General features: G+C 45.0%; 30 protein-coding genes and 2 tRNA genes. 14 read left to right on the forward strand and 18 right to left on the reverse strand.

Annotated elements, in window-relative coordinates; genetic code table 11:
- Nucleotides 1-11 precede the first annotated feature (11 nt).
- Both ACP7AK_RS11475 and uvrC read right to left on the reverse strand, forming a co-directional pair.
- On the reverse strand, nucleotides 12-806 hold the full coding sequence (locus tag ACP7AK_RS11475; RefSeq protein WP_219308148.1) for a thioesterase family protein: 795 nt from the start codon (nucleotides 804-806) through the stop codon (nucleotides 12-14).
- A gap of 115 nt (nucleotides 807-921) precedes the next feature.
- A complete protein-coding gene (uvrC, locus tag ACP7AK_RS11480; protein WP_004647300.1) occupies nucleotides 922-2,721 on the reverse strand; it encodes an excinuclease ABC subunit UvrC in 1,800 nt (599 codons plus the stop codon).
- A gap of 225 nt (nucleotides 2,722-2,946) precedes the next feature.
- Between uvrC and ACP7AK_RS11485 the strand changes: the two genes are divergently transcribed.
- A complete protein-coding gene (locus tag ACP7AK_RS11485) occupies nucleotides 2,947-4,008 on the forward strand; it encodes an AAA family ATPase (protein WP_425879934.1) in 1,062 nt (353 codons plus the stop codon).
- A 17-nt stretch (nucleotides 4,009-4,025) separates the two neighbouring features.
- Here ACP7AK_RS11485 and ACP7AK_RS11490 read toward each other — a convergent pair whose 3' ends face one another.
- Nucleotides 4,026-4,439 carry a PH domain-containing protein gene (locus ACP7AK_RS11490; RefSeq protein ID WP_004278641.1) on the reverse strand — a complete coding sequence of 138 codons (414 nt, stop codon included), beginning with the start codon at nucleotides 4,437-4,439 and terminating at the stop codon, nucleotides 4,026-4,028.
- 586 nt (nucleotides 4,440-5,025) lie between these two features.
- Between ACP7AK_RS11490 and fadB the strand changes: the two genes are divergently transcribed.
- The 3 genes from fadB (at nucleotide 5,026) to ACP7AK_RS11505 (ending at nucleotide 9,002) form a co-directional block, all read left to right on the forward strand.
- Nucleotides 5,026-7,176 carry a fatty acid oxidation complex subunit alpha FadB gene (gene fadB / locus ACP7AK_RS11495; RefSeq protein ID WP_005245805.1) on the forward strand — a complete coding sequence of 717 codons (2,151 nt, stop codon included), beginning with the start codon at nucleotides 5,026-5,028 and terminating at the stop codon, nucleotides 7,174-7,176.
- A 12-nt stretch (nucleotides 7,177-7,188) separates the two neighbouring features.
- Nucleotides 7,189-8,361, forward strand: a complete 1,173-nt coding sequence (fadA, locus tag ACP7AK_RS11500) for an acetyl-CoA C-acyltransferase FadA (RefSeq protein ID WP_004278643.1) — start codon at nucleotides 7,189-7,191, stop codon at nucleotides 8,359-8,361.
- A 137-nt stretch (nucleotides 8,362-8,498) separates the two neighbouring features.
- A complete protein-coding gene (locus ACP7AK_RS11505) occupies nucleotides 8,499-9,002 on the forward strand; it encodes a glycine-rich domain-containing protein (RefSeq protein ID WP_004278644.1) in 504 nt (167 codons plus the stop codon).
- Nucleotides 9,003-9,021: 19 nt separating this feature from the next.
- Here the strand turns inward: ACP7AK_RS11505 and ACP7AK_RS11510 are convergent, their stop codons facing one another.
- Entirely contained in the window at nucleotides 9,022-9,357 is a 336-nt protein-coding gene (locus ACP7AK_RS11510; RefSeq protein WP_004278645.1) for a hypothetical protein, read from the reverse strand.
- Nucleotides 9,348-9,812 (reverse strand): hypothetical protein, encoded by a 465-nt coding sequence (locus tag ACP7AK_RS11515; RefSeq protein ID WP_195725259.1) that lies wholly within the window; start codon nucleotides 9,810-9,812, stop codon nucleotides 9,348-9,350. The genes ACP7AK_RS11510 and ACP7AK_RS11515 overlap by 10 nt, the downstream gene beginning before the upstream one ends.
- Before the next feature lie 177 nt (nucleotides 9,813-9,989).
- Between ACP7AK_RS11515 and ACP7AK_RS11520 the strand changes: the two genes are divergently transcribed.
- A complete protein-coding gene (locus ACP7AK_RS11520; protein WP_425879935.1) occupies nucleotides 9,990-10,370 on the forward strand; it encodes a hypothetical protein in 381 nt (126 codons plus the stop codon).
- Between the two features lie 98 nt (nucleotides 10,371-10,468).
- On the opposite strand, the gene tehB is transcribed toward ACP7AK_RS11520, so the two are convergent.
- The 7 genes from tehB to ACP7AK_RS11555 all read right to left on the reverse strand — a co-directional run bounded on the left by tehB (nucleotide 10,469) and on the right by ACP7AK_RS11555 (nucleotide 14,498).
- Entirely contained in the window at nucleotides 10,469-11,335 is an 867-nt protein-coding gene (tehB, locus tag ACP7AK_RS11525) for an SAM-dependent methyltransferase TehB (protein WP_425879936.1), read from the reverse strand.
- A 216-nt stretch (nucleotides 11,336-11,551) separates the two neighbouring features.
- Entirely contained in the window at nucleotides 11,552-11,824 is a 273-nt protein-coding gene (locus ACP7AK_RS11530; RefSeq protein WP_338840505.1) for a hypothetical protein, read from the reverse strand.
- A 109-nt stretch (nucleotides 11,825-11,933) separates the two neighbouring features.
- The gene (locus ACP7AK_RS11535; RefSeq protein WP_425879937.1) at nucleotides 11,934-12,683 is read right to left on the reverse strand and encodes a hypothetical protein; all 750 of its coding nucleotides are present in this window, start codon (nucleotides 12,681-12,683) and stop codon (nucleotides 11,934-11,936) included.
- Nucleotides 12,684-12,909: 226 nt separating this feature from the next.
- Nucleotides 12,910-13,407, reverse strand: coding sequence for a hypothetical protein (locus ACP7AK_RS11540; protein WP_425879973.1), 498 nt, complete (start codon nucleotides 13,405-13,407; stop codon nucleotides 12,910-12,912).
- A 221-nt stretch (nucleotides 13,408-13,628) separates the two neighbouring features.
- Nucleotides 13,629-13,704: transfer RNA gene (locus ACP7AK_RS11545), tRNA-Phe, on the reverse strand.
- A gap of 137 nt (nucleotides 13,705-13,841) precedes the next feature.
- Nucleotides 13,842-13,917, reverse strand: a tRNA-Phe gene (locus ACP7AK_RS11550).
- A gap of 203 nt (nucleotides 13,918-14,120) precedes the next feature.
- Nucleotides 14,121-14,498, reverse strand: coding sequence for a GNAT family N-acetyltransferase (locus ACP7AK_RS11555; protein WP_004278652.1), 378 nt, complete (start codon nucleotides 14,496-14,498; stop codon nucleotides 14,121-14,123).
- A gap of 96 nt (nucleotides 14,499-14,594) precedes the next feature.
- Here ACP7AK_RS11555 and hisB point away from each other — a divergent pair, with 96 nt between their 5' ends.
- From hisB to ACP7AK_RS11590, 7 genes are all read left to right on the forward strand, one after another.
- The gene (gene hisB / locus ACP7AK_RS11560) at nucleotides 14,595-15,188 is read left to right on the forward strand and encodes an imidazoleglycerol-phosphate dehydratase HisB (protein WP_425879938.1); all 594 of its coding nucleotides are present in this window, start codon (nucleotides 14,595-14,597) and stop codon (nucleotides 15,186-15,188) included.
- The gene (hisH, locus tag ACP7AK_RS11565; protein ID WP_313564798.1) at nucleotides 15,188-15,805 is read left to right on the forward strand and encodes an imidazole glycerol phosphate synthase subunit HisH; all 618 of its coding nucleotides are present in this window, start codon (nucleotides 15,188-15,190) and stop codon (nucleotides 15,803-15,805) included. The genes hisB and hisH overlap by 1 nt, the downstream gene beginning before the upstream one ends.
- Before the next feature lie 132 nt (nucleotides 15,806-15,937).
- Nucleotides 15,938-16,456: a DUF805 domain-containing protein gene (locus ACP7AK_RS11570; RefSeq protein WP_180181446.1), complete on the forward strand. Its 519-nt coding sequence runs from the start codon at nucleotides 15,938-15,940 to the stop codon at nucleotides 16,454-16,456.
- Between the two features lie 103 nt (nucleotides 16,457-16,559).
- A complete protein-coding gene (locus ACP7AK_RS11575; protein ID WP_425879939.1) occupies nucleotides 16,560-17,219 on the forward strand; it encodes a 3'-5' exonuclease in 660 nt (219 codons plus the stop codon).
- 8 nt (nucleotides 17,220-17,227) lie between these two features.
- Entirely contained in the window at nucleotides 17,228-17,392 is a 165-nt protein-coding gene (locus tag ACP7AK_RS11580; RefSeq protein ID WP_312328523.1) for a hypothetical protein, read from the forward strand.
- Nucleotides 17,393-17,537: 145 nt separating this feature from the next.
- Nucleotides 17,538-18,272: a 1-(5-phosphoribosyl)-5-[(5-phosphoribosylamino)methylideneamino]imidazole-4-carboxamide isomerase gene (gene hisA, locus ACP7AK_RS11585; RefSeq protein WP_425879940.1), complete on the forward strand. Its 735-nt coding sequence runs from the start codon at nucleotides 17,538-17,540 to the stop codon at nucleotides 18,270-18,272.
- A gap of 102 nt (nucleotides 18,273-18,374) precedes the next feature.
- Nucleotides 18,375-19,268 carry a DMT family transporter gene (locus ACP7AK_RS11590; RefSeq protein ID WP_425879941.1) on the forward strand — a complete coding sequence of 298 codons (894 nt, stop codon included), beginning with the start codon at nucleotides 18,375-18,377 and terminating at the stop codon, nucleotides 19,266-19,268.
- 58 nt (nucleotides 19,269-19,326) lie between these two features.
- Here the strand turns inward: ACP7AK_RS11590 and ACP7AK_RS11595 are convergent, their stop codons facing one another.
- The 3 genes from ACP7AK_RS11595 to ACP7AK_RS11605 are packed head-to-tail and all read right to left on the reverse strand — an operon-like array spanning nucleotide 19,327 to nucleotide 21,344.
- The gene (locus ACP7AK_RS11595) at nucleotides 19,327-19,722 is read right to left on the reverse strand and encodes a DUF4870 family protein (RefSeq protein ID WP_004278660.1); all 396 of its coding nucleotides are present in this window, start codon (nucleotides 19,720-19,722) and stop codon (nucleotides 19,327-19,329) included.
- Nucleotides 19,723-19,743: 21 nt separating this feature from the next.
- The gene (locus ACP7AK_RS11600) at nucleotides 19,744-20,370 is read right to left on the reverse strand and encodes a DUF1294 domain-containing protein (RefSeq protein ID WP_425879942.1); all 627 of its coding nucleotides are present in this window, start codon (nucleotides 20,368-20,370) and stop codon (nucleotides 19,744-19,746) included.
- A gap of 26 nt (nucleotides 20,371-20,396) precedes the next feature.
- On the reverse strand, nucleotides 20,397-21,344 hold the full coding sequence (locus ACP7AK_RS11605; RefSeq protein ID WP_409651568.1) for a homoserine kinase: 948 nt from the start codon (nucleotides 21,342-21,344) through the stop codon (nucleotides 20,397-20,399).
- Nucleotides 21,345-21,457: 113 nt separating this feature from the next.
- On the opposite strand from ACP7AK_RS11605, the gene hisF reads away from it, so the two are divergent.
- Complete coding sequence (hisF, locus tag ACP7AK_RS11610; protein WP_004647284.1) at nucleotides 21,458-22,216, forward strand: imidazole glycerol phosphate synthase subunit HisF; 759 nt, start codon at nucleotides 21,458-21,460, stop codon at nucleotides 22,214-22,216.
- A 286-nt stretch (nucleotides 22,217-22,502) separates the two neighbouring features.
- Here hisF and ACP7AK_RS11615 read toward each other — a convergent pair whose 3' ends face one another.
- On the reverse strand, nucleotides 22,503-23,159 hold the full coding sequence (locus ACP7AK_RS11615; protein ID WP_005245791.1) for a hypothetical protein: 657 nt from the start codon (nucleotides 23,157-23,159) through the stop codon (nucleotides 22,503-22,505).
- 108 nt (nucleotides 23,160-23,267) lie between these two features.
- Here ACP7AK_RS11615 and ACP7AK_RS11620 point away from each other — a divergent pair, with 108 nt between their 5' ends.
- The gene (locus ACP7AK_RS11620) at nucleotides 23,268-24,278 is read left to right on the forward strand and encodes an AraC family transcriptional regulator ligand-binding domain-containing protein (protein WP_425879943.1); all 1,011 of its coding nucleotides are present in this window, start codon (nucleotides 23,268-23,270) and stop codon (nucleotides 24,276-24,278) included.
- Between the two features lie 276 nt (nucleotides 24,279-24,554).
- Here ACP7AK_RS11620 and ACP7AK_RS11625 read toward each other — a convergent pair whose 3' ends face one another.
- Entirely contained in the window at nucleotides 24,555-24,800 is a 246-nt protein-coding gene (locus tag ACP7AK_RS11625; RefSeq protein WP_005105385.1) for a hypothetical protein, read from the reverse strand.
- Between the two features lie 79 nt (nucleotides 24,801-24,879).
- Nucleotides 24,880-25,962, reverse strand: a complete 1,083-nt coding sequence (locus ACP7AK_RS11630) for a DNA/RNA non-specific endonuclease (RefSeq protein WP_425879944.1) — start codon at nucleotides 25,960-25,962, stop codon at nucleotides 24,880-24,882.
- Nucleotides 25,963-26,085 lie beyond the last annotated feature (123 nt).

Below are 26,085 nucleotides of genomic sequence, written 5' to 3' on the forward strand. Positions count from 1 at the left end.
TTGCAGTGTCACTAGGCAAACACCGTCACTGTTTGTCTTGCCATCGCAATCAGGCGATTTTCGGCATCCCAGAGATAGGCATGCTCCGTCGCATAACCATCCGCAGCATAGTCGGTAAATACTTTATATTTAAACCAATCATGCAATTGATGTTGAACCGGATGCACATAGGTCACTGTCCAGGTCAGACTACTCGCAGGTGCCATGTTTTTAAACATCGGTAACACCCCGGGTGGCCAGATATCAAAGATGGCCATCAGGTCGGCGACCAAAAATTCACGATTGTGATGCTTTTCAGGATGAAATCGGCACCAGCCACCAAAGTCCGGACGAGGACTGGCACTACAAGGCAGATTGATATCCGCCCAGGCTACTTCGAAATGGTCATAACAGTCTGGCATGCCATAACCCGCAGGAATCTGAAACAGCTGCTCTGGTACAGCATAGTCAGGTGCTTGAGCTTGTTGCTGTACCTGAATCTCTGAATCACGGGAAATACCGAAACTGGCAATCAGAATACTTTGCACCGCGTCGTCCTGCCATAAGCGCACTTCAATCGTGGTCACTGACTTGCCTTGCCGCAGGATTTCGGCACTCAGTCGTACTTTGGCTTGCTGAATCGGGCCGACAAAGGTCACACTGCAACTCAGCAAATGCTTGGCCGGATCATTGATGTGAGTGACGGCTTTTTGCATCATCATCGCGGCAGCCAGACCACCATACAGAGTACGACCCTGTAACCATCCCTGTGGAAACTCTACCCATTCCTGTTCGGCAATTTGTGCATAAAGTGCATGCAAAGACATGTTGATCCCTCAGTAAGTCTTGATGCTCAGTATATTCGGCAAAATTCATCAGGTTGTGAATGTCCTGTGACCCATGCGTCAATACGCATTTTTGCCCTTGCATTCGAGCCCCAAGTTATTCATGCAACACTTTATAAATCATCCGTGCCATGACTGAACCCAGTCCCGGTACCAGTTGCAGATCTCGTTCTGAGGCTTTCAGTACGCCCTGAATCCCGCCAAAATGCGTCAGCAAATCCCGACGGCGTTTTGGTCCGAGCCCCGGAATAACTTCCAGCACTGATGAACCACGCTTTTTATCGCGTTTGGCACGATGCTTGGTAATCGCAAAGCGGTGTGCTTCATCACGTACCTGCTGAATCAGATGCAGCGCCTTATGATCCTCCGGTAATTGAATTTTACTGCCATCGGTAAAGTGCAGGGTTTCCAGACCGGGCTTACGTCCCTCACCTTTGGACACACCGACCATAAAGGCATCCAGTCCCAGTTCCTGCATGACTTCCATCGCCATGTGCAATTGCCCCTTGCCACCATCAATCAACAGCAGGTCCGGCAATAGGGCTTTTTTATAACGACGGGTCAGCGCCTGACGCATGGCGGCATAGTCATCGCCCGCCTGAATATCATGAATGGAAAACTGGCGATAATCACGCTTGCGCGCACCACCACTGTCAAAGACCACACAGGACGCCACGGTATCTTCGCCCATGGTATGTGAAATATCGAAGCACTCGATCCGGTCTACAGGACGGCCGACCACCTGCTCCAGCTGATGAAAACGCTCATTTAATTCTATATGATTGGCCAGCTTGCCCTGAATCGCGTGCTGTACATTCATCTGCGCCAGTTCCAGCCATTCGGCCCGGGTTTCGCGGACTTTGGACTTGATCTGGATTTTCTTGCCAAAATGCTGCGACAGTGCTGCTTCCAGTTCCTTACGATCAGCCACTTCCAGATTGACAATCAGTTCAGCCGGGATTTCATCTGCTACCTGAAAATAAAAATTGGCAATAAAATCGGCCAGCATTTGCCCCAGGTCATCACTAAGCATATCCGGGAAATAACTTTTTCCACCCAGCATTTTACCGTTGCGCACATGCATGATCTGCACACAGGTCACACCGGCCTGATAGGCAATCGACAGGATATCGGCTTCGCCTTTGAGCTTATAGATCGCCTGCTGCGACTGTACGTCTCTTAACAATGCCATCCGGTCACGATAGAACACCGCTTTTTCAAATTCCAGCGCTTCAGCGGCCGCTTCCATTTTTGCGATCAGTTCCTGATTCAGCTCCTTGGTATCGCCCTGCAAAAATCGGATCGAGTTATCGACATCTGCCTTATAGTCTTCCGGAGAAATAAATCCGACACAGGGCGCAGAGCAGCGTTTGATCTGGTATTGCAGACATGGCCGGGTCCGGTTGGCAAAAAAACTGTTTTCACAGGAACGCACATTGAACAGTTTTTGTAGCACCACCAGAGTATCCCGGGCGGTATACGCACTCGGATAAGGTCCAAAAAACTTGCCCACCTGGTGCTTGCCCTTGCCGCGCCCACTGGCTAAACGCGGATAGGGTTTATCTGCCGAAACAAAAATATAGACATAAGATTTGTCATCACGCAACATGATGTTATAGGGCGGATGATGCAGCTTGATCAGGTTCTGTTCCAGCAACAAGGCTTCAGTTTCAGAACGTACCACCAGGGTCTGGATATCATAAATCCGTGCCACCAAGGCCTGGGTTTTGGGATGATCCAGCGTTTTGACAAAATAGCTGGAGACCCGGTTTTTCAGGTTTTTGGCTTTACCCACATACAATAATTCACCGTCTTTGCCATACATCCGGTAGACCCCGGGCAGGCTGGTCATATTCGCCAGGATTTTTTCAATATGGGGGCGTGCGTTTTCGTTCACCTAAAGCCTATTTTTCACCTACAATCTGCAGATATATGTGATGATTGTTGCGTCATTTTCAAGCAAAAACACAAAATTCCCCTGAAGCTGCCACTTAATCTTAAAGTTCCTGTCGGGTTATCCCCCCAATCTATAATCCTCACGACATAAACTGATTGTTAAAAGCTATAAGTTTCAACCTTTAACTTTGTTATGCTCAAAAAGTCTAGTTTTGAGATGATTCGCATGACCCTGCAGCAATCGGGCATTCATATTGTTCAACCCTCCACCTCCACCCATCACCCGTCTGAACGTGCTCGCCTGATTGGTAAACCGCGTTTTCATTTCGAGCCGAGTAAGGTAATGCAACTGCTACGTGAACGGATTATTGGGCAGGATGCAGCCCTGAATGAAATTGAAAAAATGTTGCATGTGGTCAAGGCAGATTTTTCCAGTCCGGATCGCCCTTTGTCGGTTACCTTGATGCTGGGCCCTACTGGCGTCGGTAAAACAGAAACCGTGCGTCTGATTGCCGATGCGATCTATGGCCGCCCGGATGCCTTTTGCCGGATTGATATGAATACTCTGGCACAGGAACATTATGCGGCGGCTTTGACCGGCGCACCGCCCGGTTATGTGGGATCAAAGGAAGGTCACAGCCTGTTTGATGAAACTGCGATTGCCGGCAGTCATACCCGGCCCGGCATCATGCTGTTTGATGAACTGGAAAAAGCCAGTAACGAGGTGATTCGCGGCTTTATGAACGTGCTGGATACTGGCCGGCTGACATTGACAGCGGGCACCAAAACTATCGATTTTCGCAACTGCATGATCTTTATGACCAGCAATGTCGGGGCACAGGCGGCGCAGCAATATCTGAATAAACTCAGCTATCTGCCGGAAAAAATGCAGGCCCTTTGTCTGAAGCGCGTTCCCGTCCAGCACATCATTGAAAAAGTCATGCAGCGTAAATTCGACCCCGAGTTTCTCAACCGGATTGACCGCAGCCTGCATTATCAGGCGGTACAGCATGATGTCCTGCCACGTCTGGTCGAAATTGAACTGGATAAACTGAACAAGCGCTTGCAATATCAGCAACGCAGCGTGCATTTAAGCGCTTCAGCCAAAGCCTATTTCTATCAGGGTCATGATATCCGTTACGGTGCCCGGCATTTGGGCCGCAAGATGCGTACCGAACTGGAGCCAATTCTGGCGCTGTATTTTTTAAACCAGCCCGAGCAATTGAGCCTGCATCTGGACTGTGTCGATGGACAACTGGTGGTTCTGCCTGAGCAGGCAAAAGCTTAACTAAGTCAGACTCGATATCAGTTTTTATTCGGCTGAAGCGCCTGTATAAAAGCAGTCTGATCTTTGGGTGAAACCAATATAAATTTCTGCATGCCCGCATCTGTATAGTCAATTCGCAGACGCTTTAAGGATAAGGCTGGCGCAATGATAGAGTGGTCTGTGGGCTGAATGGATTGGATTTCACTTAACGGAATCTTCCAGCTTAACCACAGGCTTTTTATGGTCAACACCCCATTGTCTACCACATAGCGCGTACTCCACAGCGGCCACCATAAAATGATAATAGTCAGGACATAAACCGCAGTGTGCAGCGGATATTGCTGCATAGTGCCTTTGGCCTGCATGGTCAGCAGTAGTTGCAGCAACAGGCCACTCATACAAATCACAAAAGCCAGCAGCCACCAGTCTTTTTTAGAACGAAATACGTGCATCGATATCCCCCATATCTTGGTGCATGATCATCATAAACAATTCCATAGCAGATGACAGGGATTCAACCCGGCAGGATAGAAATTATTTTAAATCACACATCGACAGGATCGTTCTCATTTTCGATCTCATCAGAAAAGTTCAGCAACCCAAATGAACTACTGCGCTTTTATTTGGGTTGATTAAATACTATCAGCAAAGACCTGAAAGCCCTGCGCTCAGCATACTTCGAGGCTAAAAATGGTATGTTCAAGGATAGAAATTGACTGAATTGACAAAATTCCGCTAGAAATGCACCTTGAAAATCAGTCACCCAGCTCCATATCTATCAGGCTGATTGATAAAAAATAATGAATTGAAACAAAATCTTTGGTTCATCTGCTTTTAGAAAACTGAAAGGAAAAGTCATAGCGGTTCGAACCAATCCGGCAGAAATTGATGACCATTGCGTCACGGCTTGATACAACTTGTTATGTTCTTTTTGGATATAGTTATCGTAAGATTAGCGAAGTCAAAAAGTGCGCGGGACATGCGCACTTGCTTCACAACATCAACTTAGAAGTCCTCCAAAATAAAGGAGATCAGGGCATGATCCACGCTGGCAATGCCATTACCGTCCAAATGCTTGAGGACGGGATTGCAGAATTCCGCTTTGACTTACAAGGTGAGTCCGTTAACAAATTCAACCGTGCAACGATTGAAGATTTCAAGGCTGCTATCGAAGCCGTCTCCCATGCCGATATTCAAGGTCTGATTGTGACTTCAGGCAAATCTACATTTATTGTAGGTGCTGATATCACTGAATTCGGCGACAACTTTGCTCAGGGTGAACAAGCGATTGTTGACTGGGCAATGCCAGTACATGAAATTTTTAACAGCTTCGAAGACCTCGACATTCCTAAAGTGGCTGCCATTAATGGCATGGCACTGGGTGGCGGTTTCGAAATGTGCCTGGTGTGTGACTACCGTGTCATGTCAGAACAGGCACAAGTGGGCCTGCCTGAAATCAAGCTGGGGATCTTCCCGGGCTTCGGTGGTACAGTTCGTTTAAGCCGTCTAATCGGTATCGACAACGCGGTAGAATGGATGGCAATGGCCAATCCTAAGAAGCCAGCTGCTGCACTGAAAGACGGCGCAGTCGATGCTGTCGTTCCTGCTGACAAGCTACAAGATGCTGCACTTGATCTGGTAAAACAGGCGATTCATGGCCGTTTAGACTGGAAAACCAAGCGTCAGGAAAAACTCGATCCAGTTAAACTCAGCCCGATCGAACAGATGATGGCGTTTAACTCATCGAAAGGCATGGTTCTGGCAAAAGCTAATCCAGCTCAATACCCTGCACCAAAATTACTGCTTGATTCTCTTCAAGCGGGTGCGAGCCTGCATCGTGATGACGCGCTGAAAGCTGAAGCTGAAGGCTTTGCCAAAGCTGCGGTAACACCTCAGGCAGGTGCCTTGATCGGTTTGTTCCTGAACGACCAGATCGTGAAAAAAACCTCGAAGCGCTATGAAAAAGGTGCGCATCCAGTGAACCAGGCGGCTGTTTTAGGCGCGGGTATCATGGGTGGTGGTATTGCTTACCAGGCGGCAAGCAAAGGCACACCGATCATCATGAAAGACATCGGTAACCAGCAACTTGCTTTGGGTATGAAAGAAGCCAATGGTTTACTGACCAAACAAGTTGAACGTAAGAAGATGAAGCCTGCTCAAATGGGTGAAACTCTTGCGCGCATCCGTCCAACTTTAAGCTATGACGAGTTTAAAGAAGTGGACATCGTGATCGAAGCCGTGACTGAAAATCCAAAAGTTAAAGGCATCGTACTGAAAGAAACTGAAGCGAAAGTTCGTGAAAACACGATCATTGCATCTAACACTTCTACGATTTCAATCACGCGTCTGGCTGAAAATCTGGAACGTCCTGAAAACTTCGTGGGCATGCACTTCTTTAACCCGGTACACATGATGCCACTGGTTGAAGTGATTCGTGGTGCGAAGACTTCTGACGAAGCGATTGCAACCACAGTCGTTCTGGCTCAGAAGATGGGTAAAACACCAATCGTGGTCAATGACTGCCCGGGCTTCCTGGTGAACCGCGTATTGTTCCCTTACTTCGGCGCATTTGACCTGTTGCTTAAAGATGGCGCTGACTTCCAGCAAATCGATAAAGTGATGGAAAAATTCGGCTGGCCTATGGGCCCTGCTTACCTGATGGACGTGGTCGGTATCGACACTGGCGTTCACGGTGCAGAAGTGATGGCTGAAGGCTTCCCGGATCGCATGAAGCCTGACTACAAAGGCTCGATCCAAGTCATGTACGAAAACAAACGTCTGGGGCAAAAGAATGACGTTGGTTTCTACAAGTATGAACTTGACCGTAAAGGCAAAAAAGCCAAAGTGGTTGATCCGACTGCGTATGAGCTTGTAGCCTCTGTTGCAACTTCGGAAAAACGTGAATTTGACGCTCAGGAAATCATTGACCGTATGATGCTGGCTTTCTGTAACGAAACAGTTCGTTGCCTGGAAGACAACATTGTAGCGACTGCTGCTGAAGCAGATATGGCGATGATCATGGGTGTTGGTTTCCCGCCATTCCGTGGTGGTCCATGCCGTTACATCGATCAAACCGGTGTAGCTGAGTATGTTGCGCTTTGCAATAAGTATGCGCACCTTGGTAAAGCTTATGAAGCGCCAGAAATGTTGCGCGAAATGGCTGCTAACAACAAAAAATTCTACGGTTAAGGAGCAACGTGAATGGCTACTTTAAATCCACGTGACGTTGTCATCGTTGATGGCGTACGTTCAGCAATGGGTAAAACCAAAAACGGTATGTTCCGCAATGTACGTGCCGACTCGATGTCTGCTGAGCTTGTCCGTGCCCTGCTGGTACGTAACGAATTCGACCCGCATGAAGTTGAAGACGTAATCTGGGGCTGTGTGAACCAAACCCTAGAACAAGGTATGAACATTGCCCGTAATATCGCATTACTGGCAGACTTGCCGAAGACTGTTGCAGGTCAAACGGTGAACCGTCTTTGTGGTTCGTCTATGCAGGCGATTCACACTGCGGCTGCGCAAATTGCCACGAACCAGGGTGATATCTTCATCATCGGTGGTGTTGAGCACATGGGCCATGTGGGCATGATGCACGGCATCGACCTGAACCCTGAAGCGTCTAAGCATTATGCCAAAGCGTCGAACATGATGGGCTTAACTGCTGAAATGTTGGGTCGCATGAACGGTATTAGCCGTGAAGAACAGGATGCGTTTGGTGTGGAATCACATCGCCGTGCCTGGGCTGCGACTGAAAATGGCCTGTTCCAGAACGAGATCGTCGGCATTGAAGGTCATAATGCAGATGGCTACAAAATCCTGTGTGATATCGATGAAGTGATCCGTCCAGATGCGAACCTTGAATCGTTCAAATCTTTGCGTCCAGTATTCGATCCGAAAGGCGGTACAGTAACTGCGGCAACATCTTCAGCTTTGTCTGATGGTGCTTCTGCAATGTTGTTGATGTCTGCTGAACGTGCTCAAGCTTTAGGTCTTAAGCCACGTGCTGTAATTCGCTCTATGGCGGTTGCGGGCTGTGATGCGGCGATCATGGGTTATGGTCCGGTTCCGGCAACACAAAAAGCGTTGAAACGCGCTGGTCTAGCGATTTCTGATATCCAAACCTTTGAATTGAACGAAGCCTTTGCTGCACAAGGTCTGTCTGTTCTTAAAGGCTTAGGTATTTATGACAAGCAAGACATCGTGAACCATAACGGTGGCGCGATTGCATTGGGTCACCCATTGGGTTGTTCTGGTGCGCGTATCACAACAACATTGCTGAACGTAATGGAACAGCAAGATACGCAAATCGGTCTTGCGACGATGTGTATCGGCCTAGGTCAAGGTATTGCGACCATTATCGAACGTGTTTAATTCTTAAATACCAAGATCAAAAAAAACCCCGCTTTTGCGGGGTTTTTTTGTCCCTTAAAATTCCCCAATCCAAATAAAGCTACATGGCAATATTTCCTACATAGCAACAACGCTATAAACCTACTAAGGAAAAAGAAATGGGAAATTTAGCAATAGACTTTAACCATAAAGCTACTCTAGCAAGCTCAAATATGCCGACTTCGGTTGAGAGTTTAAATTTCAATAAATTAAAATTTAAATTAACATCAGGTAAAGAAGCAACCATGTCAAAAAAAGTTTGCGAATTTGCAGAGCAAGAATATAAACGTTTTCTAGCGTTAAAATATTTCTATCCAAAAGAAACGCTAGTACCTAATAAACTTGTTGATGAGTTTTGGCATGCTCACATTTTAGATACTCGAAATTACCACATGGATTGCTTGAAAATTTTTGGAGCTTATCTGCACCACTATCCATATTTTGGAATCCATGATGAAGTCGACCAACAAAATTTGAAAGATACTTTCCAGCGAACTAAAGAACTTTATGAAGTTTGGTTTGGCCCATACCCTGATTTCACAATTGAAGCACGCTGTGGTGATGATCACGCCTGTCACGCTCCTTCAAGCTGTGCATGTCGTGTACCTGGTGCATGTAAATAGCTTTTTATACTGGGCAGTATCACTGCCCAGTTGCCTTACATAAGGCTTCAATTGCTGTATCTATTTGTAAATCTAATTTCTTAGAAAATTTATTGTCTGTATTCTTTTCCCACTGCTTATATTCAAGAAAAAATATATATTTCTTCAATGCATCTTCTTTCTTAATGGTTAATGACCCTTGTTTTGCCCTCTGAATATCTTTTTTTAAGCGCTCATAAAAAGAAGTATCTTCATCGGAAAATGCATCGCTAAAAGCCTTTAAATTACCTGTATAAACTTCTTCAATTAAGTTTAAAAACTTTTCCAAATTAGGGTTTAAATTTAATTGATCTTTTTCATTATTTTCTAAATGCATTCATTTGTACCTGCATCAACCACTTTAGGATCTAACTTACCCCAGAGTGGATAATTAGTATTTTCAACTATGTACGTCGTAAAACATGTACATGTCTTATCAATACGTTCAGCATCCCATCTTTTCTTTTGCATAGCCAAATTTGCCTTACAATTAAGATCAAACTGCCTAACCTGCTTATCAGTCCAATTAGTTTGAATTTTCGAATAATTAATTTCAGTGGGTTTGAGAGCGTCTTTTATTTGATCTATGCCTACACCACCAGCAACCCCAATCAATCCAGCAATAACAAGAATTTTCATAAAACCTGATTTAGGTTTTTCTTTATTAATGAAAATTAATGGATTTTGGCAAGTACCACAATGATAAAGACCTTGATCACCAATTTGATTAAGTTTATTTACTGTATTACAAGATGAGCAAGTAATATATCCATTTGTTTGAAGGTCGCCCACTACAATCTCTAAAATAATTATTTGTTTTAAATAATTATAATTCTTAACTAGATGAAATGTTATCCCTTTGTAATTTCAGTTGAATAATCAACCAATAAAATCCTATTTATGAATCACTTAAATTTTATATATGTATGATCAAGCCTCTTTTTTTCCTATTTCCTTAAAAGGGTTTATATGAACATGCTTAAAACAATGATCGCGACTGCAATCGTAGCGACTTCTGCATCTGCAATGGCAACTGAAGCTCAAGTTGCGCCAGCAACTGTAGTAACCAAAACGACCCAAACAGTTGCCAAAGAAACTGCTGCACCTGTACAAGCGAAAGTTGAAGCTGCTCAAGCGACTGTTGCTGCAACTCAACAGGCAGCTGAAACTAAAGCTGAAGCAGTAAAAACAGAAGCGACGACTCAAGTAGAAACGGCTCAAGCTACAGCAGAACAACACGTTGAAGCTGCGAAAACTGAAGCAGTAGAAACCAAAGACACGGCTGCTGAAAAAGTAGAAGTAAAAGCTGAGAAAAAAGGCTGGTTCTCTTGGTTTAAAAAAGCGGCTTAAGCTTTTTAAAAGCATAAAAAAAGATGTCAGTCTGACATCTTTTTTTTGTTTTATGTAATCTCATTTAAGCTCAAGAATTTAAAAAAATCCTCAATCTTCTATTCAACCTTCTGCGCCAGCATGGTGGCAAAGTGCTGTTTAATCCGCTGACCCTGTGCATCGACACGATACAGCTCACCGATATCTTCATTGTATTTCACAATATTCCAGCCCTCATAATACCCTCGCAACTCCCCCGGCTGAAAAGCAAATGGAAAATCGGCTTGTGCCGGAATATCTGGCGTATCCATGGCACAAACAATCAGGTTATAGCCACCTGGCACGGTCGCCTGCTGCATCTGTGCAATGAGCGGTGGAATGGTTTTCGCCTCAAGGAACATCATCACTACAGTACAGTAGATAAAGTCATATTGGCCTGCAATGCTGGTATCCGTGTTAAGGTCGCGGCGCTGTACCTGCACATGATCAATCTGCTCGGTCTGCACGATCTGTCTTAAAGTCTGCAAACTGTTTTCGTTGACATCCCAGGCATCGACATTAAAGCCGTTCTGACTCAAATAAAGCGCATTACGCCCTGTACCACAGCCGACATCCAGCGCACGGCCACCTTTTAAATAGGGCATCGCTGCCAGTACTTCAGAATGGGTAGGATTTAACTGATATTTCTTGATGAAGTAATCCACAGGCTGGCAGTAAAAACGCAGCTGGCATTCGACATCTTCACTGGCAGAAACAATTTTGTGCCAGGCCTCAGGCTCAATAAATGGCGGTTGCTGCTCTGGCGTAAATACATGCTCGGATTGCACTACACCAGATTTTTCCAGCATGGCAAAACGCAACTCACCTTTTAATACTGTCAATTTTGCCCAGGTGCCGGCTTTGGTATTGTGCTGATTCTTGAAGCCCTGAGGAATACTCTGCTGGTTCCAGACTGGAAGTTCCTTATAACATCTCAACTGTTGCATAATTTTTTGCCCTCCATATCATCCATGCTCCGCCTGTCATTCTTTTGGCAGCGGTAATTAATTCAGCATAGCCTGTTCAAATCGGAATTGGAATCAGCGCCTGTTCGCGCTGTGCCGATGCAACAGCAAGATCAATACCAGTTTTCTATCAAAATAAAAAAGCTGCCTCTATTGAGACAGCTCGGTTGTATATCAATGAGGAATATGGCGATTCGATTAATGCAGCAGTTCCGACTTCAGCCAGCTGATGTATTTGTCCTGATCCATAAAATCCGGTGCGCTCCCCAGATCCAGACTGAAATACTGCTGATTGAACTGAATCACAATCTGTTCGGTATAGTGCCAGTCCTCGATCAGCGTGAAATATTGATTTAAGAACAATCGGTTCTTATCCCCGTTATTCATCCTTTGTAATTTTGGACATTTTTTATTTGCGACAAACTCACCGTACACCTGCTGAATATCAGCAAAAACCTGAATTGTTTGCATGACTCACCTGCTTAAATGTTATGTCGTGATCTGTGCGACCCCTTCAATTTAGCAAGAGAGTTTGAACAGCAGATGACAGTCCTATGGCAGCCCTGTCATCTAAGTCAGGCTACAACTTGTTTTCAACTGCTTTCTGGTTGGCAGTCGCCACTCGTTCCGTCTGCTTATTCAGATGCAGCATTTCTTTATACAGCGCATTAAACTCTTGCACGGCTTTATCATCATAGAACATAAAGGTATTATTTTTCTTTTGCCATTTATGCTTTTTCAGTATTGCAAATAAGGCATCGGCCTTGGCCAAAGTCTGTTTTTCAATTTCAAAAATGACATGTGCATTACTATTTTGCTGACTGTCTTTCAGGGTCAGGCTCAGTTGCTGGCGATAACGGTTTTTAATATCCAGTTGCTGTGCCTTGTCGATCAGCTCGGCATCGCGCTGCTGGATTTTCTGCTGATAGCTGTTCACAATTTGATGGACTTGCTTGAGCATCGCTTCCGTTTCTTTATAGCCTTGTGCCTGATCCTTGGCCAAGCGGTCGATATTCAGAAAATTCTGCCAGTTGGCGGCTTTTAAGTCGCGTAGATACTGATTGCGTTCCTCGGCACTGTCGCGCAATTGCCCCAGCATAAATTCTGCCATGATGGCATAGTCACCATCCAGACGGTCATCCTCAAGTTCAATCTGAATTGGTTTAGACCAGTCCTGTGCCTGCTGCGCAATGCTCTCGGTTTTTTCTTCGAGCACGGTTTCATATTCGAGCAGCTCGGCCTGATGTTTTTGCTGAACCGAATTCTGATAAAACAGCCCAATAAAAATTGCCAGTGTCACAGCGGCTACAATCATAAAAACACGCGGCATGTATACGCTCCAGCTCTGTCAGTCAGATCTTGTTGATTTACATCCACTATGCTTATTTTTTAAACACAATTCAAGGCATTTGATTTTTCCAATAATATGTCTAGCTTAGACAGAAATTGCTCCTCTCACAAAGCCACCCTTTCCCAGAACACTATTTTGTCGATCTCGTTGCATGACAGCTTGAATAAGCTTGTTAAACAAAATTATCTAGACCGACAGGCGCACATTATGGGGAATTAAATGGCAGGCTCAGATTCAGCCGGTTCGGATCGAATTGTTCCCGAACAATACTCACATTGGTGGCATCGCGGTTAATTCCAAAAGGTTGCAGCAGTACATATACCCCATTTCTTGGGTCTGAAGACTGCAAGCCCTGTGCGATGGCCAATACATATTCGCGAAACACCACAGGCAAGCTATCCAGATCAGGATCGGCAGGTGCACGCATCACATCAATATTCGCCACTACGTCGCCGTCCACGCTATAGGCTTGAATTTCACGTTCAATTTTCATCAGGCGCATTTGCAGGGCCTTACGCTGGCTGTTCTGCTCCTGATAAGGCAACATTTTTTCAGTCACGGCGCGCAGTTCCGGTTCCGCCATGACGGTCAGAGTCGGCAAGACAACAGAATCAGCAGCAGGCGCAGCATGGCTTAATATCGGCAGGCTAAAAGCAGTACAGGCCGTAAGAAAGCCGAGTTTAATTGGTGTTAGGAGATTCATCATTTTCACCCTCGTTTGGAAAAGGGAAAGCGTCAAAGCTAAATCTTACAAATAATGCTAGTGCCTATTGTTAAGTTTGATAAACGGTCAATGATGCATAAAAAGGCAGGAAACTGGGAAAAGAAGGAATTAAAAAGACTGAAAAATAAAAGAGAATGCTGATCTAGCTTTGGTGCAGGCAAAAAAAAATCCCCAAACCAAGTTTGAGGATTTTTTGAATATGGTGGCGAGACCCAGGATCGAACTGGGGACACACGGATTTTCAATCCGTTGCTCTACCTACTGAGCTATCACGCCGATGCGGTGTATTAAGCCGTATCTGGCCTCATTAGTCAATCAAAATTATGAAAAAAATATTTGAGTGGCTGATTTTTGGCCTAAAAAAAATCCCTGATGGGATCAGGGATTGAAAACTTTGAAATCGTTTTAAAATATGGTGGCGAGACCCAGGATCGAACTGGGGACACACGGATTTTCAATCCGTTGCTCTACCTACTGAGCTATCACGCCGATGTCGCGTATTAAACAGTTTCAGCTGTAAATCGTCAAGAGCAGAGAGAATAATTTTCATCAAATGTTTACTTTTCCATCAACTCGCATCAATTTGAGTCATAAATCGAACAGTGTTTACCAAAGACCTCAGTAATAAAACAGATTTAAGCGCTTATTTACATAAAAAAGCAGCCTAATGACTGCTTGATATTGCTCTATCTTCAGATTTTTTCCAGATTGGCGAGACAACGATGAATGGCCCCACAGCCTGGGACGAAATTTTTCACGCCTTTTTCTTCTTCCATGCGGCAGACTTCGCTGACCAGCCTTTCTGCCACACCACGACCGCGATTGGCCGGATGTACCACGATATTTTCCAGAATCCGGCTTTCACCCTGTCCGGTGCACCAGATTGCCCCAATAATTTTGCTATTAAATTCTGCGCTATAAACTGAGGTATACTGTGCAAGGTTTTGCTCTAGTTGTTCCATGGCATCTGCCCCGTCACTAAATTCAGGGCTCGTGTCATACAGTCGCTCAAGCTGGCTGCGCACTTCGTCATTTTCTAAAGAAGTATAAGCATGTACGGTGATAGGCATTGATAAACCCTCCTGAGCAATCTAATATGCGGTGACTTCGTCACGGCGAAAATATTTTCTACATCAATCATTTTGACGTATTTGAGGAACGTGTCTATGACAGATCGTATCAGTGAAGTGGTAAGAAATACCAACGAAACCAAAATTCGAGTTCGTTTGAATCTCGACGGTACTGGTCAAGGCACCTTAAACACGGGTATTCCCTTTTTAGATCATATGATTGATCAAATCAAGCGTCATGGCCTGTTTGATATTGATATTCATTGTGATGGCGATCTGGAAATCGATGACCATCATACTGTGGAAGACTGCGGTATTACGCTGGGTCAGGCATTTGCACAGGCATTGGGCGATAAAAAAGGCCTGAAACGCTATGGTCACTTCTATGCCCCGCTGGATGAGTCTTTGAGCCGTGTCGTAGTTGATCTGTCTGGCCGTCCGGGCCTGTTTATGGATATTCCATTTACCCGTGCCATGATCGGCCGTTTTGATGTGGATTTATTCTCTGAATTTTTCCAAGGCTTTGTAAACCATTCCTTGATGACTGTGCATATCGATAACCTGAAAGGCAAAAACAGCCATCACCAGATCGAAAGCGTATTTAAAGCATTTGCGCGTGCGCTGCGTATGGCCTGTGAAGTGGATCTACGTGCTGCCAATACGGTAGCTTCAACCAAAGGTACACTGTAATGACCCGTATTGCCCTTCTTGATTATGGCATGGGAAATTTGCACTCTGCGGCAAAAGCATTAGAACATGTCGGTGCCACGGTTGATGTGACCAATGATCCAAAACTGATTGCGCAAGCAGACAAGATTGTCTTTCCAGGTGTCGGTGCCATGCGTGACTGCATGCAAGGCATGCACGAAGCCGGGATTGATGAAGTGGTACGTAATGCCGTATTTAACAAACCGGTACTGGCCATTTGTGTCGGCATGCAAGCCTTGATGCAGCATTCGGAAGAAAATGGCGGTACCGATGCACTGGGTATTTTCGAAGGTGCGGTCAAGCATTTTCCGGAAATGGCGGGCTTAAAAGTGCCGCATATGGGCTGGAACCAGGTACATCAGGCCGATCCAGAGCATCCAATGTGGAACAATATCGAACAGGATGCGCGTTTTTACTTTGTGCACAGTTACTATGTAGAGCCACAAGATTCAGACTTAGTAGCAGCTACTTGTACCTATGGCATTGAGTTCTGTACTGCAATTCATAAAGAAAACCTGTTTGCGACCCAGTTCCATCCGGAAAAGAGCCATACCGCCGGTTTGCAGTTATTGAAAAACTTTGTGGATTGGGAAATCTGATTTTCCTTTCGTCCCAAAAAGCTCGCAAATTGCGGGCTTTTTTATTGATTATTTTTTACACTTTTCATTTATAAAAAACCCCTTTATCATAGACTTACTTATAAAAAATCTAATGAAAACAAAGGAAAAATAATGAGTAATACAATTCAGGATTCGGGGTGGAATGCATCAGGACGTTTTGGGCGACGTTCGTATATCGCATGGAATATGCTGCTGGGTTTTTGCTTTATGATCATCGGGATCATTGCTGCTTTCATTTTACCTGGAATGAGTCCAGAGACTTTAGATGGTAAAATGTCCATGCCTTTAATGGTGCTGTTGGTTTTGATCTACGGCGTTGCGATTTATTTTAGCGTGATTTTTTTAATTCGTCGTTTACATGACCGTAATCATAATGGCTGGCTTTCTTTACTGATTTTTGTGCCGGTCGTAAACCTTGTCTTTACACTTTACCTGTTATTGGCACCCGGTCACAACGAAAGTAATGAATATGGCCCTCCACGCACGACACGTGGCTGGGAAACGCTTTTGGTGGTGCTGTATCTGGTACTCGCGGTTATTTTGGCCGCCTTTGCTGTCCCTGCTTATCAGAATTATGTTGAACGTGCTCAACAGGCGCAGATGGAACAGAGTAGCTATCACACTGATTAAACCTATTTAAATTCTGCATAAAGCCCATTCTTCATGGGCTTTATTTTTGCCTAGAACAGGAAAAGTGATTAAGCTGAACGCATTCATTTCATGATTGAAGCTTATGCAACAGCTGCTGGATACTTTACCAAGCAAGGAACAAATTCAGACCTTTCCTGTATTTAAAAATCTTCCGATGCAACAGATTCAGGTGATTAATCGTCTGGAACAGTGTCATGCCCTTGCACAGGAGCTAAAAAGCCATGCAGTCCTGGGTTTCGATTCTGAATCCAAACCGACCTTTAAAGTTGGTGAGGTTTCTACCGGGCCACATCTGATTCAGCTGGCCACTTTAGATAAAGCCTATTTATTTCAAATGAATGATTCGATCTGGGATTTTCTTAAACCGATCTTTGCCAGTCGCGAGCAGATCAAGGTCGGTTTTGGCCTGAAAAATGATGCGCACCTGTTCCGTAAAAAAGGCATTGAACTGAATAGTGTGATTGAACTGTCCAAATGTTTTAAAGCTTTTGGTTTAAACAATCCGGTCGGATTAAAAAATGCCATGGCTTTGCTATTTCAAGTAAATTTTCCTAAATCCAAACGGATTAGTACCTCGAACTGGGCCAGCAAGAAGCTCAGCCCGGCACAAATTGATTATGCAGCCGCAGATGCCTACACGCCCGTGCTGGTATTTGAAGAATTGTTGCGGCGGGGTCTCTTACCCAAAGAGATTCCCAATACTTCACTGAAATTAAGAATCCGTCCTTCATCGACGGCTTAAGTGCTTGCATGGCCTGCTGGTACTGGCAACTTGATGTACGCATGAAAGCTGTGATGAACGCGGTCGATGAGAGAGCTGTGACTTTAGTAGATCTTACAGCTTCGATTATCGACCCGCTCAGTACACGACCCGTTGTGGAACATCTGATCGCCATTCAAGAGACGGATCACTAAAACCATTAAAATAAATTACCTCACTGCTACCTATCTATGGACAGGTTTTCTTTATTCATACCGTTTAAGAGTTAGAAATTTCGACTTTATTTGCTAAGATGAATACACTCAAATTCATTCTAAAGATTAAGCAAGGAGCGAAAGCATGCTGATCATCCCTGCAATTGACCTGAAAGATGGCAAATGTGTCCGTTTAAAACAAGGTCGTATGGAAGACGATACCGTATTTTCAGACGATCCGGTCGCAACAGCACAGCATTGGGTAAATGAAGGCGCTCGCCGCTTGCATTTAGTAGATTTAAACGGTGCTTTCGCAGGTACGCCAATCCATAAACCAGTGGTTGAAGCCATCGTCCGATCTCAACCTGATTTGCCGATCCAGATTGGTGGTGGTATCCGTTCTCTGGAAACCATTGAGCATTATCTGCAAGCCGGTGTTTCTTTTGTGATCATTGGCACCAAAGCAGTTCAGGATCCTGAATTTGTTGAAGAAGCATGTCGAAAATTTGCCGGTCATATTATTGTTGGGATTGATGCCATGAATGACATGGTGGCAACAGATGGCTGGGCCAATGTGACTGATGTTAAAGCCACTGATCTGGCGAAACGTTTTGCCGATGCGGGCGTGTCGAGCATTGTCTATACGGATATCGCGCGTGATGGCATGATGCAGGGTGTGAATATTGAGCAAACCGTGAATCTGGCACAATACTCAGGTTTGCCTGTGATTGCTTCAGGCGGCGTGACCAATCTGGATGATGTACGTAACCTGAAAGATCAACCGGGTATTTTAGGTGCAATTACCGGCCGTGCGATTTACGAAGGTACATTAAGCTTGCGTGAAGCACAATTGTTGCTAGATGAGCAACAGGCGCTATAATTAAGCCTGCTGTAAAAGAGGTCTTCGGACCTCTTTTTTATTTTTTTAATTTTCTGATCTCTTGGCATGTCTACCCTTATTTCCAAAAATCACTCCGGCTGAATGGTGAAAGCGCCGCAACTCGCCTTGATCCTGATCACCATTATCTGGGGTGGCAGTTTTATTACCGTGCAATACGGGCTGAACTTTAGCAGTCCGATTATGTTTGTCGGCCTGCGTTTTGCTGCAGCAGCCCTTGCCGTCACCCTGATTTCCCTAAAGTCGCTAAAAGGCATGAACCTGAAAGAGGTGTTCGCTGGCGCGGTAATTGGGATCATGATCGCCATTGGCTACGGCACTCAAACTGTGGGCTTGCAGACCATCAGCAGCAGCGAATCGGCTTTTTTAACCGCCTTGTATGTTCCACTGGTTCCAATCCTGCTCTGGTTAATGTTCCGTAAAAAACCGCATGTCATGACCTGGATCGGAGCACTGTTTGCCTTTATCGGTCTGGTGTTTTTGACAGGAAATGGCTTTGCTGCGATTCAGCTCAGTTTCGGGCAAACCCTGACTTTGCTCGGTTCGATTGCGATTGCGCTGGAGATTATTTTTATCAGCCATTTTGTCGAGCAGGTGAATGTACGCCGGGTCACCGTGCTGCAACTGATTTTTGCATCCCTGTTCTGCTTTATGATCGCACCTGTTTTAGGTGAATCTCAGCTACCTGAATTCCACTGGCATCTGGCAGGGATTTTAGTCGGTTTGGGCATTGCCAGTGCCTTGATTCAACTGGTGATGAACTGGGCGCAGCGCATGGTCGACCCATCACAGGCAGCGATTATCTATGCCGGCGAACCGGTATGGGCAGCCCTGTTTGGCCGTCTGGCCGGAGAACGTTTACCGTCACTGGCTTTATTAGGCGGATTGCTGGTGGTACTGGGCGTGATTGCCAGTGAATGGAAACCGAAGTTTTTAAGAAAACAACCAACAGAAGAATTAAAGCAAGATCTTTCTTAATTCCGCTAAATCCCCCTGAAAAAGAGGGATTTTTTTCTCTAGGGAAATACGGCTAAAATTATTTGCTATACATCGGTCTATTGTCATTTAAGCGCATGATGCCGCGAATCGCCCGATACACAATCCAGATCCAGGCCAAAACCACCACCACTAAACAGAACGCGGATGCACCAAATGCGACCCCTGCAAACAGGTTAGGATCTTCACCGGTAAAGAACAAAAAGAAAAATGGAATAAAGGCGACGATATTCCAGAACAGATACCACCAGAAACTGCGGATCTGCCAGGTAAAATGGCTTTCAAAGATGGAACCGCGCACATCGTGCCGTTTCACATAGTTAATGATCAACGCCACAAGAGCCAGCAGGCCAGCACTAAAAATGGCCACAATATATAAAATGTACAGTGCAAAAGTCAGTGTGCGGTTTGAATCTTTATCAATGGAATAGTTCACGTCCCCTCCTAGTACTTCCCCCTAGATATTTAAACTATTCAATGGGGAAATTAGCCATATAATCAAAATGATGTTAAAGACTATGGTACAAAAATATATCTGCCGGAAAGGTTGTTTTTGTGTTTTATGCCGTAATTTCTGCTGTGCCAGCCATGCTGCTGGCCAGCCGCCCAAGAAAGCCACCAGATGCAGAGTATTTTCCGGAATACGGCGATTACCCAGCTGTGCCGCTTCCTTATCTTGCGCATAGAGCCAGTAGCTGAGCGCATTCATCAGGCTGACCAGCAACAACACCAGTCCACTCAGTAAACTACCCAAGGTCAAAGCCACCAGAAAAAGAATATAGAGCACACAGGCAATCTGCATCGGCTGTAATTTCTGTGTCTGCTGCGACTTGGACGGTTTGAATTTTACTTGCAGACTTTTGGCTTGTGCTGCTTTCAGGTACATCACCTGCTGCGCGCGATAACGGCCGCGTTCATCCAGAATGACCAGATAATCCAGCGCACAGCCCACGATTGGACGTGGGCCAGGCTTGGCAAAATCCTTGATATGCAGAAATACGCGATCTTTGGCGGGGTCACTGGGCTGAATGAAACCATAGCCCTGATCATCAAACCATTCCACCAAACGTCCCTGATCGCGCATATCCCTATCCCTTTTGATTTGATTGTTTAAGCGGTGACGAATTTTAAGCGTTCAATTAGCATATTACGCATTTCATCCGGATTTTTTTGCAAAATATCTTCGCCAGTACGGCCTAATGCTGCATTACGCTGTGCTACCTGCAGACGCATCATCCAGAACCGTCCCGCAGCCATAGCCAGATATAACTCCAGGCAGGCGCGTTCATCACTGGTTAAAGGACGAATCGTTTCATAGGCATTTAAAAAAGCAATCGCTTTTTCTTCATTTAAGACCACGTCAGGATATTCGGTACAGAAGTCATTTAAAGTGATGGCGATATCAAACAACCATTCATCTTTATTCAGCTCATAAAAATCCAGAATGCCATTCAGCTGATCGCCTTCAAATAAGGTATTGTCACGGAACAGATCTGAATGAATAAAACCGCGTGGACGGTCCGGATATACCGCCGTCAACGCCTCATATAAACCTAATAATTTGCCAAGCAAGACTTTATCAGCCGGACTTAAACTTGGTTTGATTTCTTGAGAAACGGCCAGCCAATAGGCATGATCACGCACAAAATTACGTTCTAATTTAAAGTCTTTGAGTGCCACATGCATTTTCGCCTGAGCGATGGCAATTGCCTCAACTTGCCCAATGGTAGATGGCATGGGATGTTCACCCATCAGGCGCGGTGCAATCTGTGCCGGTTTATCTTTAATGCTGTGAATCGCTTTGCCTGAATGCGATAAAGGCACCGGAACAGCCAACCCGGCCTGCCCCAGATGTTCCAGAACCGGAACCAGTTCGCCTGCCGCCTGCTCATCCATATCTTCAAATACGGTCAGCACATATTGCTGGTCTTCGCAGACTAAAAAGTAGTTGGTATTTTGAATACCGCCTTGAATGGGAATCAGATCAATCACCTTTAAACCATAAGGCGCCGCAAAATCCTGAACTTCCTTTAAAGTCAAAGTGGTATAAACCGACATAGAAAACCTGCGAAAAAACTTACATAATTTTGCTAGAATACCGTTTCCATCTGCCAAGGTGTAGCGCTTGCGTGGGTGAGTTTCATAATCGGCTGTAATAATTGGAAAAATTTATGCTAGCTAAACGTATTATTCCTTGTCTGGACGTGGATAACGGCCGCGTGGTCAAGGGTGTCCAGTTCCTTGATATTCGTGATGCGGGTGACCCGGTCGAAGTGGCGCGCCGTTATAATGAACAAGGTGCCGATGAAATTACTTTCCTTGATATTACCGCTACACATCATGGACGCGACACGACTTACCGCACAGTAGAACGCATGGCTGAATCGGTTTTTGTACCTCTGACTGTCGGTGGCGGTGTACGTAAAGTCGAAGATATCCGTCTATTACTCAATGCCGGTGCAGACAAAGTCAGCATCAACTCGGCTGCGATTTATAATCCCGAGTTTGTGCAGGAAGCGTCTCAACGCTTTGGCGCGCAGTGCATCGTGGTTGCAATTGATGCCAAAAAAACTGGCGACCACAAATGGGAAATTTTCACCCACGGTGGCCGTAAAGAAACCGGGATTGATGCGATTGAATGGGCTGTGAAAATGGCTGACTTCGGCGCAGGTGAATTACTGATTACTTCGATGGATGCAGATGGCACCAAAGCCGGTTACGACATTGCCCTGATGCGTGCCATCAATGACCGCGTCACGGTACCGACGATTGCTTCTGGTGGTGTGGGTAATTTACAGCATTTGGCGGACGGCATTATCCATGGTGGTGCTGATGCAGTACTGGCAGCTTCAATTTTTCATTTTGGCCAGCACACCATTCCGGAAGCCAAAGCCTATATGGCAGCCCAAGGTATTGAAATGCGCCTTTAAGCCGTTTTAGATGATGATTTAATTAAAGAGTGTTTTTATAAACACTCTTTTTTTATGCCTTAAATAAAACAACACAGCAAATACGGGACAAAAAAAAGGAGTCTTTCGACTCCTTATAAAACCAAGATAAGACTACAGCACTTGGTATTCAAAATAACTCATTACACCCAGAAACATTATCAGTATGAGGCTTTGCTCACCGACAGGAGCAAATATAAGTGAAATCCACAGGACAATATTGACAATACAATCGTATTTTATTGACAAATCACGACAAAGCCCTATTTTACTCCATAACCTGCGTATTTAACTGCTTCATTACCGTATTTTTTGCAGTATTTTTTGTCATTTTAGAGGAAGCATCGGCCGATTTAACCGGAAAATATTGCGCTGCCCAGCGGTTCAGTTTTTCCGAGATCGGTGCAGGCAAGCTCAAACCTAAAGGATTCTGTTCCTGCAAATCTGCCGAGGAAATCACCCGGGTCCCGAGTAGATAGTCAAACCAGGGCTTGGTGACGCACCAGTTGGCATCCTGATTACTATTCATATGATGATCATAATGCCAGGGTAATTTCTTTTTGGCCCATTCCGGTTCCAGATGAGCCCGGCGATGTAAATAATAATAGTTGCCTGCACTATACAGGGCGGCCAGTGACATGCCTTTGGAGAAGGGATAAAAACTGAGTCCAAAGACGGTCGCAACGACTGCCAGTGAGGCAATTTCATTGCGGGTACGCCAGTTGTCCAATCCTTCTACATAGCCGAAATCGGAAAATTCCGTTTTTCGCACAATCCGGTGATGCTCCCAATGTGAGCGCATACTCTCGGGTACCGGACTATAACGGCTCTGTCCCGGCTGGTGAACACCATGCAATACATATTTATGTGCAAACCATTCAAATCCATTTGCGACGACAAGTCCTGCCAGAAAACCTTTCCACATAATCTTTTACCTCTTGGTCTATTTTTAATATAGGCTAAATAAAAGACTAGATATTGACCAAAATATTCAATATGATTGACAAAATACGACAAAATAAAAGAATTAAAAATGCTGGTTCTAAAAAACTACGTAGGTTCAGTATACGGTGGTTTAGGACATTTACTTTTGGACTATTATCAGTTGAAACAGCTTGAAGTCCCTGAGAAATTATTGGCCATTCAAAATCTGGAACGCTTTGATTTCGCCTTGTGGCGTGATCTGTTAACGACACTTGATCAACAGCTGCAACGACCGGCTTTAGGCTTGGAAATCGCCCAACTGGTTGAAGCTAAACACCTCGGTATTATTGGCTATCTGGCACTCTCAAGTGAGACCTTGGGTGAAGCCTTTATGCGCTATCATGATTATCATCGTCTGATTTATGATGGCGGCCCACTTCAGCTGCAATGGCAAGGCGATTATCTGTCGATTGGCTGGGTTGAAGTTCCCTTTCATCTGAATACCCAACTGACCGATGAAATCGCGATTGCGCTAATGACGGAATTCGTAAAAGCTAATGTTCAGAACCCGCACGTGGTTCAGTTATATGAAGTGCATTTCCAGCATGCAATGCCTAAAAATATTGTACTCTATGAGCAGTATTTCGGCTGTAAAGTCCGATTTTCTCAAGCCAGAAATCAGGTATTAATGCATGTCAGTGAACTGTCCAGACCACTGAAACAGGGCGACCAGACCTTGCAAAAACTGCTGATGCAACAGGCCAAAGCATTATTAGAAAAATTCCCGTACTCCACTCTGGTAGATCAGCAGCTGCAACAGGCGATTCTAATTGGCCTGCAAAAAAACCTGTTCCAGATCAAACATATTGCCGAGCAGATGAATTTTTCCGTGCGTCAGTTACAACGCCATTTACAAAAACAGGGCAAAACTTATCAGCAATGTATGCAGGAGATTCGCTGCATGCTGGCTATGCAATATCTGAAAGATCCGCACTTGAGTTTGCAGGAGACTGCCATGTTACTGGGTTATTCTGAACAAAGTGCGTTTCAGCGTGCCTTTAAGCAATGGACCCAGCTGACACCGCAGCAGTGGCGCCAACAGAATATGCCAGCTGCTTAAACTACCAGCATGTTCGTTTGATATACGGGCTTCAAGCAGGGTTGACGATTTTAATCCCTGTCCCCTATCACCTGATGATAGATAGAAAAATAAGGAATTAAAATATGGGTAGATATCTTCCCGAATTGCTCGGCACGTTCTGGCTGGTGTTTGGAGATATTGTGGGAGCAGAAAATTAGGCTTTTTAATAAAAACCCTCTAAAAAGCCAGGATTTCCAAATACCATTTTTCTGCATGTTTCACATGGAGCATGCAGATCATCGCGCTTAAAAATGCTTATAAAAATGGATTTTCAATTTCATCCAGATCATCACGCTGAATTTTTTCTGGCAAGTCCTGCGTGTTTTCCAGTTGTTGTACCACATCATTCAGAAAAGCCTGCAAGGCTTTGGCCACTTTCAGTCCCTGCTGATCCTTGGTGATTTGCAAGTTGCCATACAGGCTGACGCAGTCCAGATCATTTTCCAAAGTCAGATCATGAATGGCATGGGATTCGCTGCCATTTTCAAACGCTTTAAACATATCTTCTTCACCTGTCTTTGTTATTTGTCCATGAACGTCTGATGTCGATGCTACCCGAATCCCAGTTTTTTCAGCAAGCTTATTTCAACAGCTGCAAAATATATTGCAACAAGGCATCAATCAGCTGTTTCACGATGGCATCTTGCGTCGCGTTGTCTATCGTGCCGCCAGTCGCAGAGGAGGTCGAACTGCTTGAACCGGAAGACTTAAACTCGCGTTGCAGTGCCTGCAGGTTTTCTTCGGAAACCTCTTCGGCACACTGGCTTTCTGCATCCCAGTTGGAATATTCGATTTTCTGGTTGGCTTTTACGGCATTTCCGGTCAGTGGCAGCTTATAGGTATTGCGTTTCTGTTCTTCGGTAAGCTGCGGGAATAGGTTAATTCCGAGCTGTTCTTCCAGATAGCAGACACTGACAATACGCACTTTGAGCGAATTATCATTCGGTGCATAGTAAGCACCAATGGCACCGGTTTTCGGCATATAAACTGCCTTATAGACCGCGGTCGGCACAATCACGCCATTGCCAATGGTTTTCAGCTTCTTCCCGGCAAAGACCGGCCCGGTCACCACATAGACATCCTGTTTCTGCTTGGTCACAATGGCACGGGTGGCTTCTTCCAGCTCACGCCAGACTTGCTGATTATTCTTGGGCGCTTGCGGCACCATATTGGCCAATGAAAAACTGTCAGACTGCGCAGCCTTGTTAGGCATATCCGCATTCGGTGCCATATGACCACGGTCATAACCTGAACCGCGATAATCCGCCAATGTGGCACGATGCTTCGCACTGACCCGATCTTCTTCATGGAAATTATCTTCACGGGGAATTTTCTGGCTTAAGCGTGCTGGCGTTAAGGCTTCTGCAACCCAAAGTGGCGTTTTAGATACCCCGGAATAACCGACATTAAAGCCATTAAAACACAGTGAATAGCTGTCTTTTTTCAGACTGTCTTTCATCGAATATGGCGGCACATCCCGATAAAATTGGTTCAGACAGGCAGAATCACTGGAAGAGGATAGTGACACCCACTGACTGATTTTTTCCTGGCCAAAAGCGATGGCGAAGCTACTCGAAGCCACCACGCCCAGAATGACTTTAATACTATTATCATTTAAAAACTGAAAAAAAGAGTTCTTGGATTTACGCTGCTTCTTGGCCATTCTTACACGTACTTTTTAGATCAATACAGATTTTGACCGAGCTTAACAAGCTGTATAAGTGAAGTATATCTTGGCTCTACCATTCGTTTACTAAATAAACAATAAGTATCTAAAACCCCAGCT

The sequence above is a fragment of the Acinetobacter sp. TWP2-2-3 genome, assembly GCF_049896445.1.
Lineage (GTDB): Bacteria > Pseudomonadota > Gammaproteobacteria > Pseudomonadales > Moraxellaceae > Acinetobacter.

Coding starts and splice junctions, on each gene's coding strand:
- ACP7AK_RS11475 (WP_219308148.1), bottom strand. CDS start 806: ATGTCTTTGCATGCACTTTATGCACAAATTGCCGAACAGGAATGGGTA.
- ACP7AK_RS11485 (WP_425879934.1), top strand. CDS start 2,947: ATGACCCTGCAGCAATCGGGCATTCATATTGTTCAACCCTCCACCTCC.
- ACP7AK_RS11490 (WP_004278641.1), bottom strand. CDS start 4,439: ATGCACGTATTTCGTTCTAAAAAAGACTGGTGGCTGCTGGCTTTTGTG.
- fadB (WP_005245805.1), top strand. CDS start 5,026: ATGATCCACGCTGGCAATGCCATTACCGTCCAAATGCTTGAGGACGGG.
- fadA (WP_004278643.1), top strand. CDS start 7,189: ATGGCTACTTTAAATCCACGTGACGTTGTCATCGTTGATGGCGTACGT.
- ACP7AK_RS11505 (WP_004278644.1), top strand. CDS start 8,499: ATGGGAAATTTAGCAATAGACTTTAACCATAAAGCTACTCTAGCAAGC.
- ACP7AK_RS11510 (WP_004278645.1), bottom strand. CDS start 9,357: ATGCATTTAGAAAATAATGAAAAAGATCAATTAAATTTAAACCCTAAT.
- ACP7AK_RS11520 (WP_425879935.1), top strand. CDS start 9,990: ATGAACATGCTTAAAACAATGATCGCGACTGCAATCGTAGCGACTTCT.
- tehB (WP_425879936.1), bottom strand. CDS start 11,335: ATGCAACAGTTGAGATGTTATAAGGAACTTCCAGTCTGGAACCAGCAG.
- ACP7AK_RS11530 (WP_338840505.1), bottom strand. CDS start 11,824: ATGCAAACAATTCAGGTTTTTGCTGATATTCAGCAGGTGTACGGTGAG.
- ACP7AK_RS11535 (WP_425879937.1), bottom strand. CDS start 12,683: ATGCCGCGTGTTTTTATGATTGTAGCCGCTGTGACACTGGCAATTTTT.
- ACP7AK_RS11540 (WP_425879973.1), bottom strand. CDS start 13,407: ATGAATCTCCTAACACCAATTAAACTCGGCTTTCTTACGGCCTGTACT.
- ACP7AK_RS11555 (WP_004278652.1), bottom strand. CDS start 14,498: ATGCCTATCACCGTACATGCTTATACTTCTTTAGAAAATGACGAAGTG.
- hisB (WP_425879938.1), top strand. CDS start 14,595: ATGACAGATCGTATCAGTGAAGTGGTAAGAAATACCAACGAAACCAAA.
- hisH (WP_313564798.1), top strand. CDS start 15,188: ATGACCCGTATTGCCCTTCTTGATTATGGCATGGGAAATTTGCACTCT.
- ACP7AK_RS11570 (WP_180181446.1), top strand. CDS start 15,938: ATGAGTAATACAATTCAGGATTCGGGGTGGAATGCATCAGGACGTTTT.
- ACP7AK_RS11575 (WP_425879939.1), top strand. CDS start 16,560: ATGCAACAGCTGCTGGATACTTTACCAAGCAAGGAACAAATTCAGACC.
- ACP7AK_RS11580 (WP_312328523.1), top strand. CDS start 17,228: ATGGCCTGCTGGTACTGGCAACTTGATGTACGCATGAAAGCTGTGATG.
- hisA (WP_425879940.1), top strand. CDS start 17,538: ATGCTGATCATCCCTGCAATTGACCTGAAAGATGGCAAATGTGTCCGT.
- ACP7AK_RS11590 (WP_425879941.1), top strand. CDS start 18,375: ATGGTGAAAGCGCCGCAACTCGCCTTGATCCTGATCACCATTATCTGG.
- ACP7AK_RS11600 (WP_425879942.1), bottom strand. CDS start 20,370: ATGCGCGATCAGGGACGTTTGGTGGAATGGTTTGATGATCAGGGCTAT.
- ACP7AK_RS11605 (WP_409651568.1), bottom strand. CDS start 21,344: ATGTCGGTTTATACCACTTTGACTTTAAAGGAAGTTCAGGATTTTGCG.
- hisF (WP_004647284.1), top strand. CDS start 21,458: ATGCTAGCTAAACGTATTATTCCTTGTCTGGACGTGGATAACGGCCGC.
- ACP7AK_RS11615 (WP_005245791.1), bottom strand. CDS start 23,159: ATGTGGAAAGGTTTTCTGGCAGGACTTGTCGTCGCAAATGGATTTGAA.
- ACP7AK_RS11620 (WP_425879943.1), top strand. CDS start 23,268: ATGCTGGTTCTAAAAAACTACGTAGGTTCAGTATACGGTGGTTTAGGA.
- ACP7AK_RS11625 (WP_005105385.1), bottom strand. CDS start 24,800: ATGTTTAAAGCGTTTGAAAATGGCAGCGAATCCCATGCCATTCATGAT.
- ACP7AK_RS11630 (WP_425879944.1), bottom strand. CDS start 25,962: ATGGCCAAGAAGCAGCGTAAATCCAAGAACTCTTTTTTTCAGTTTTTA.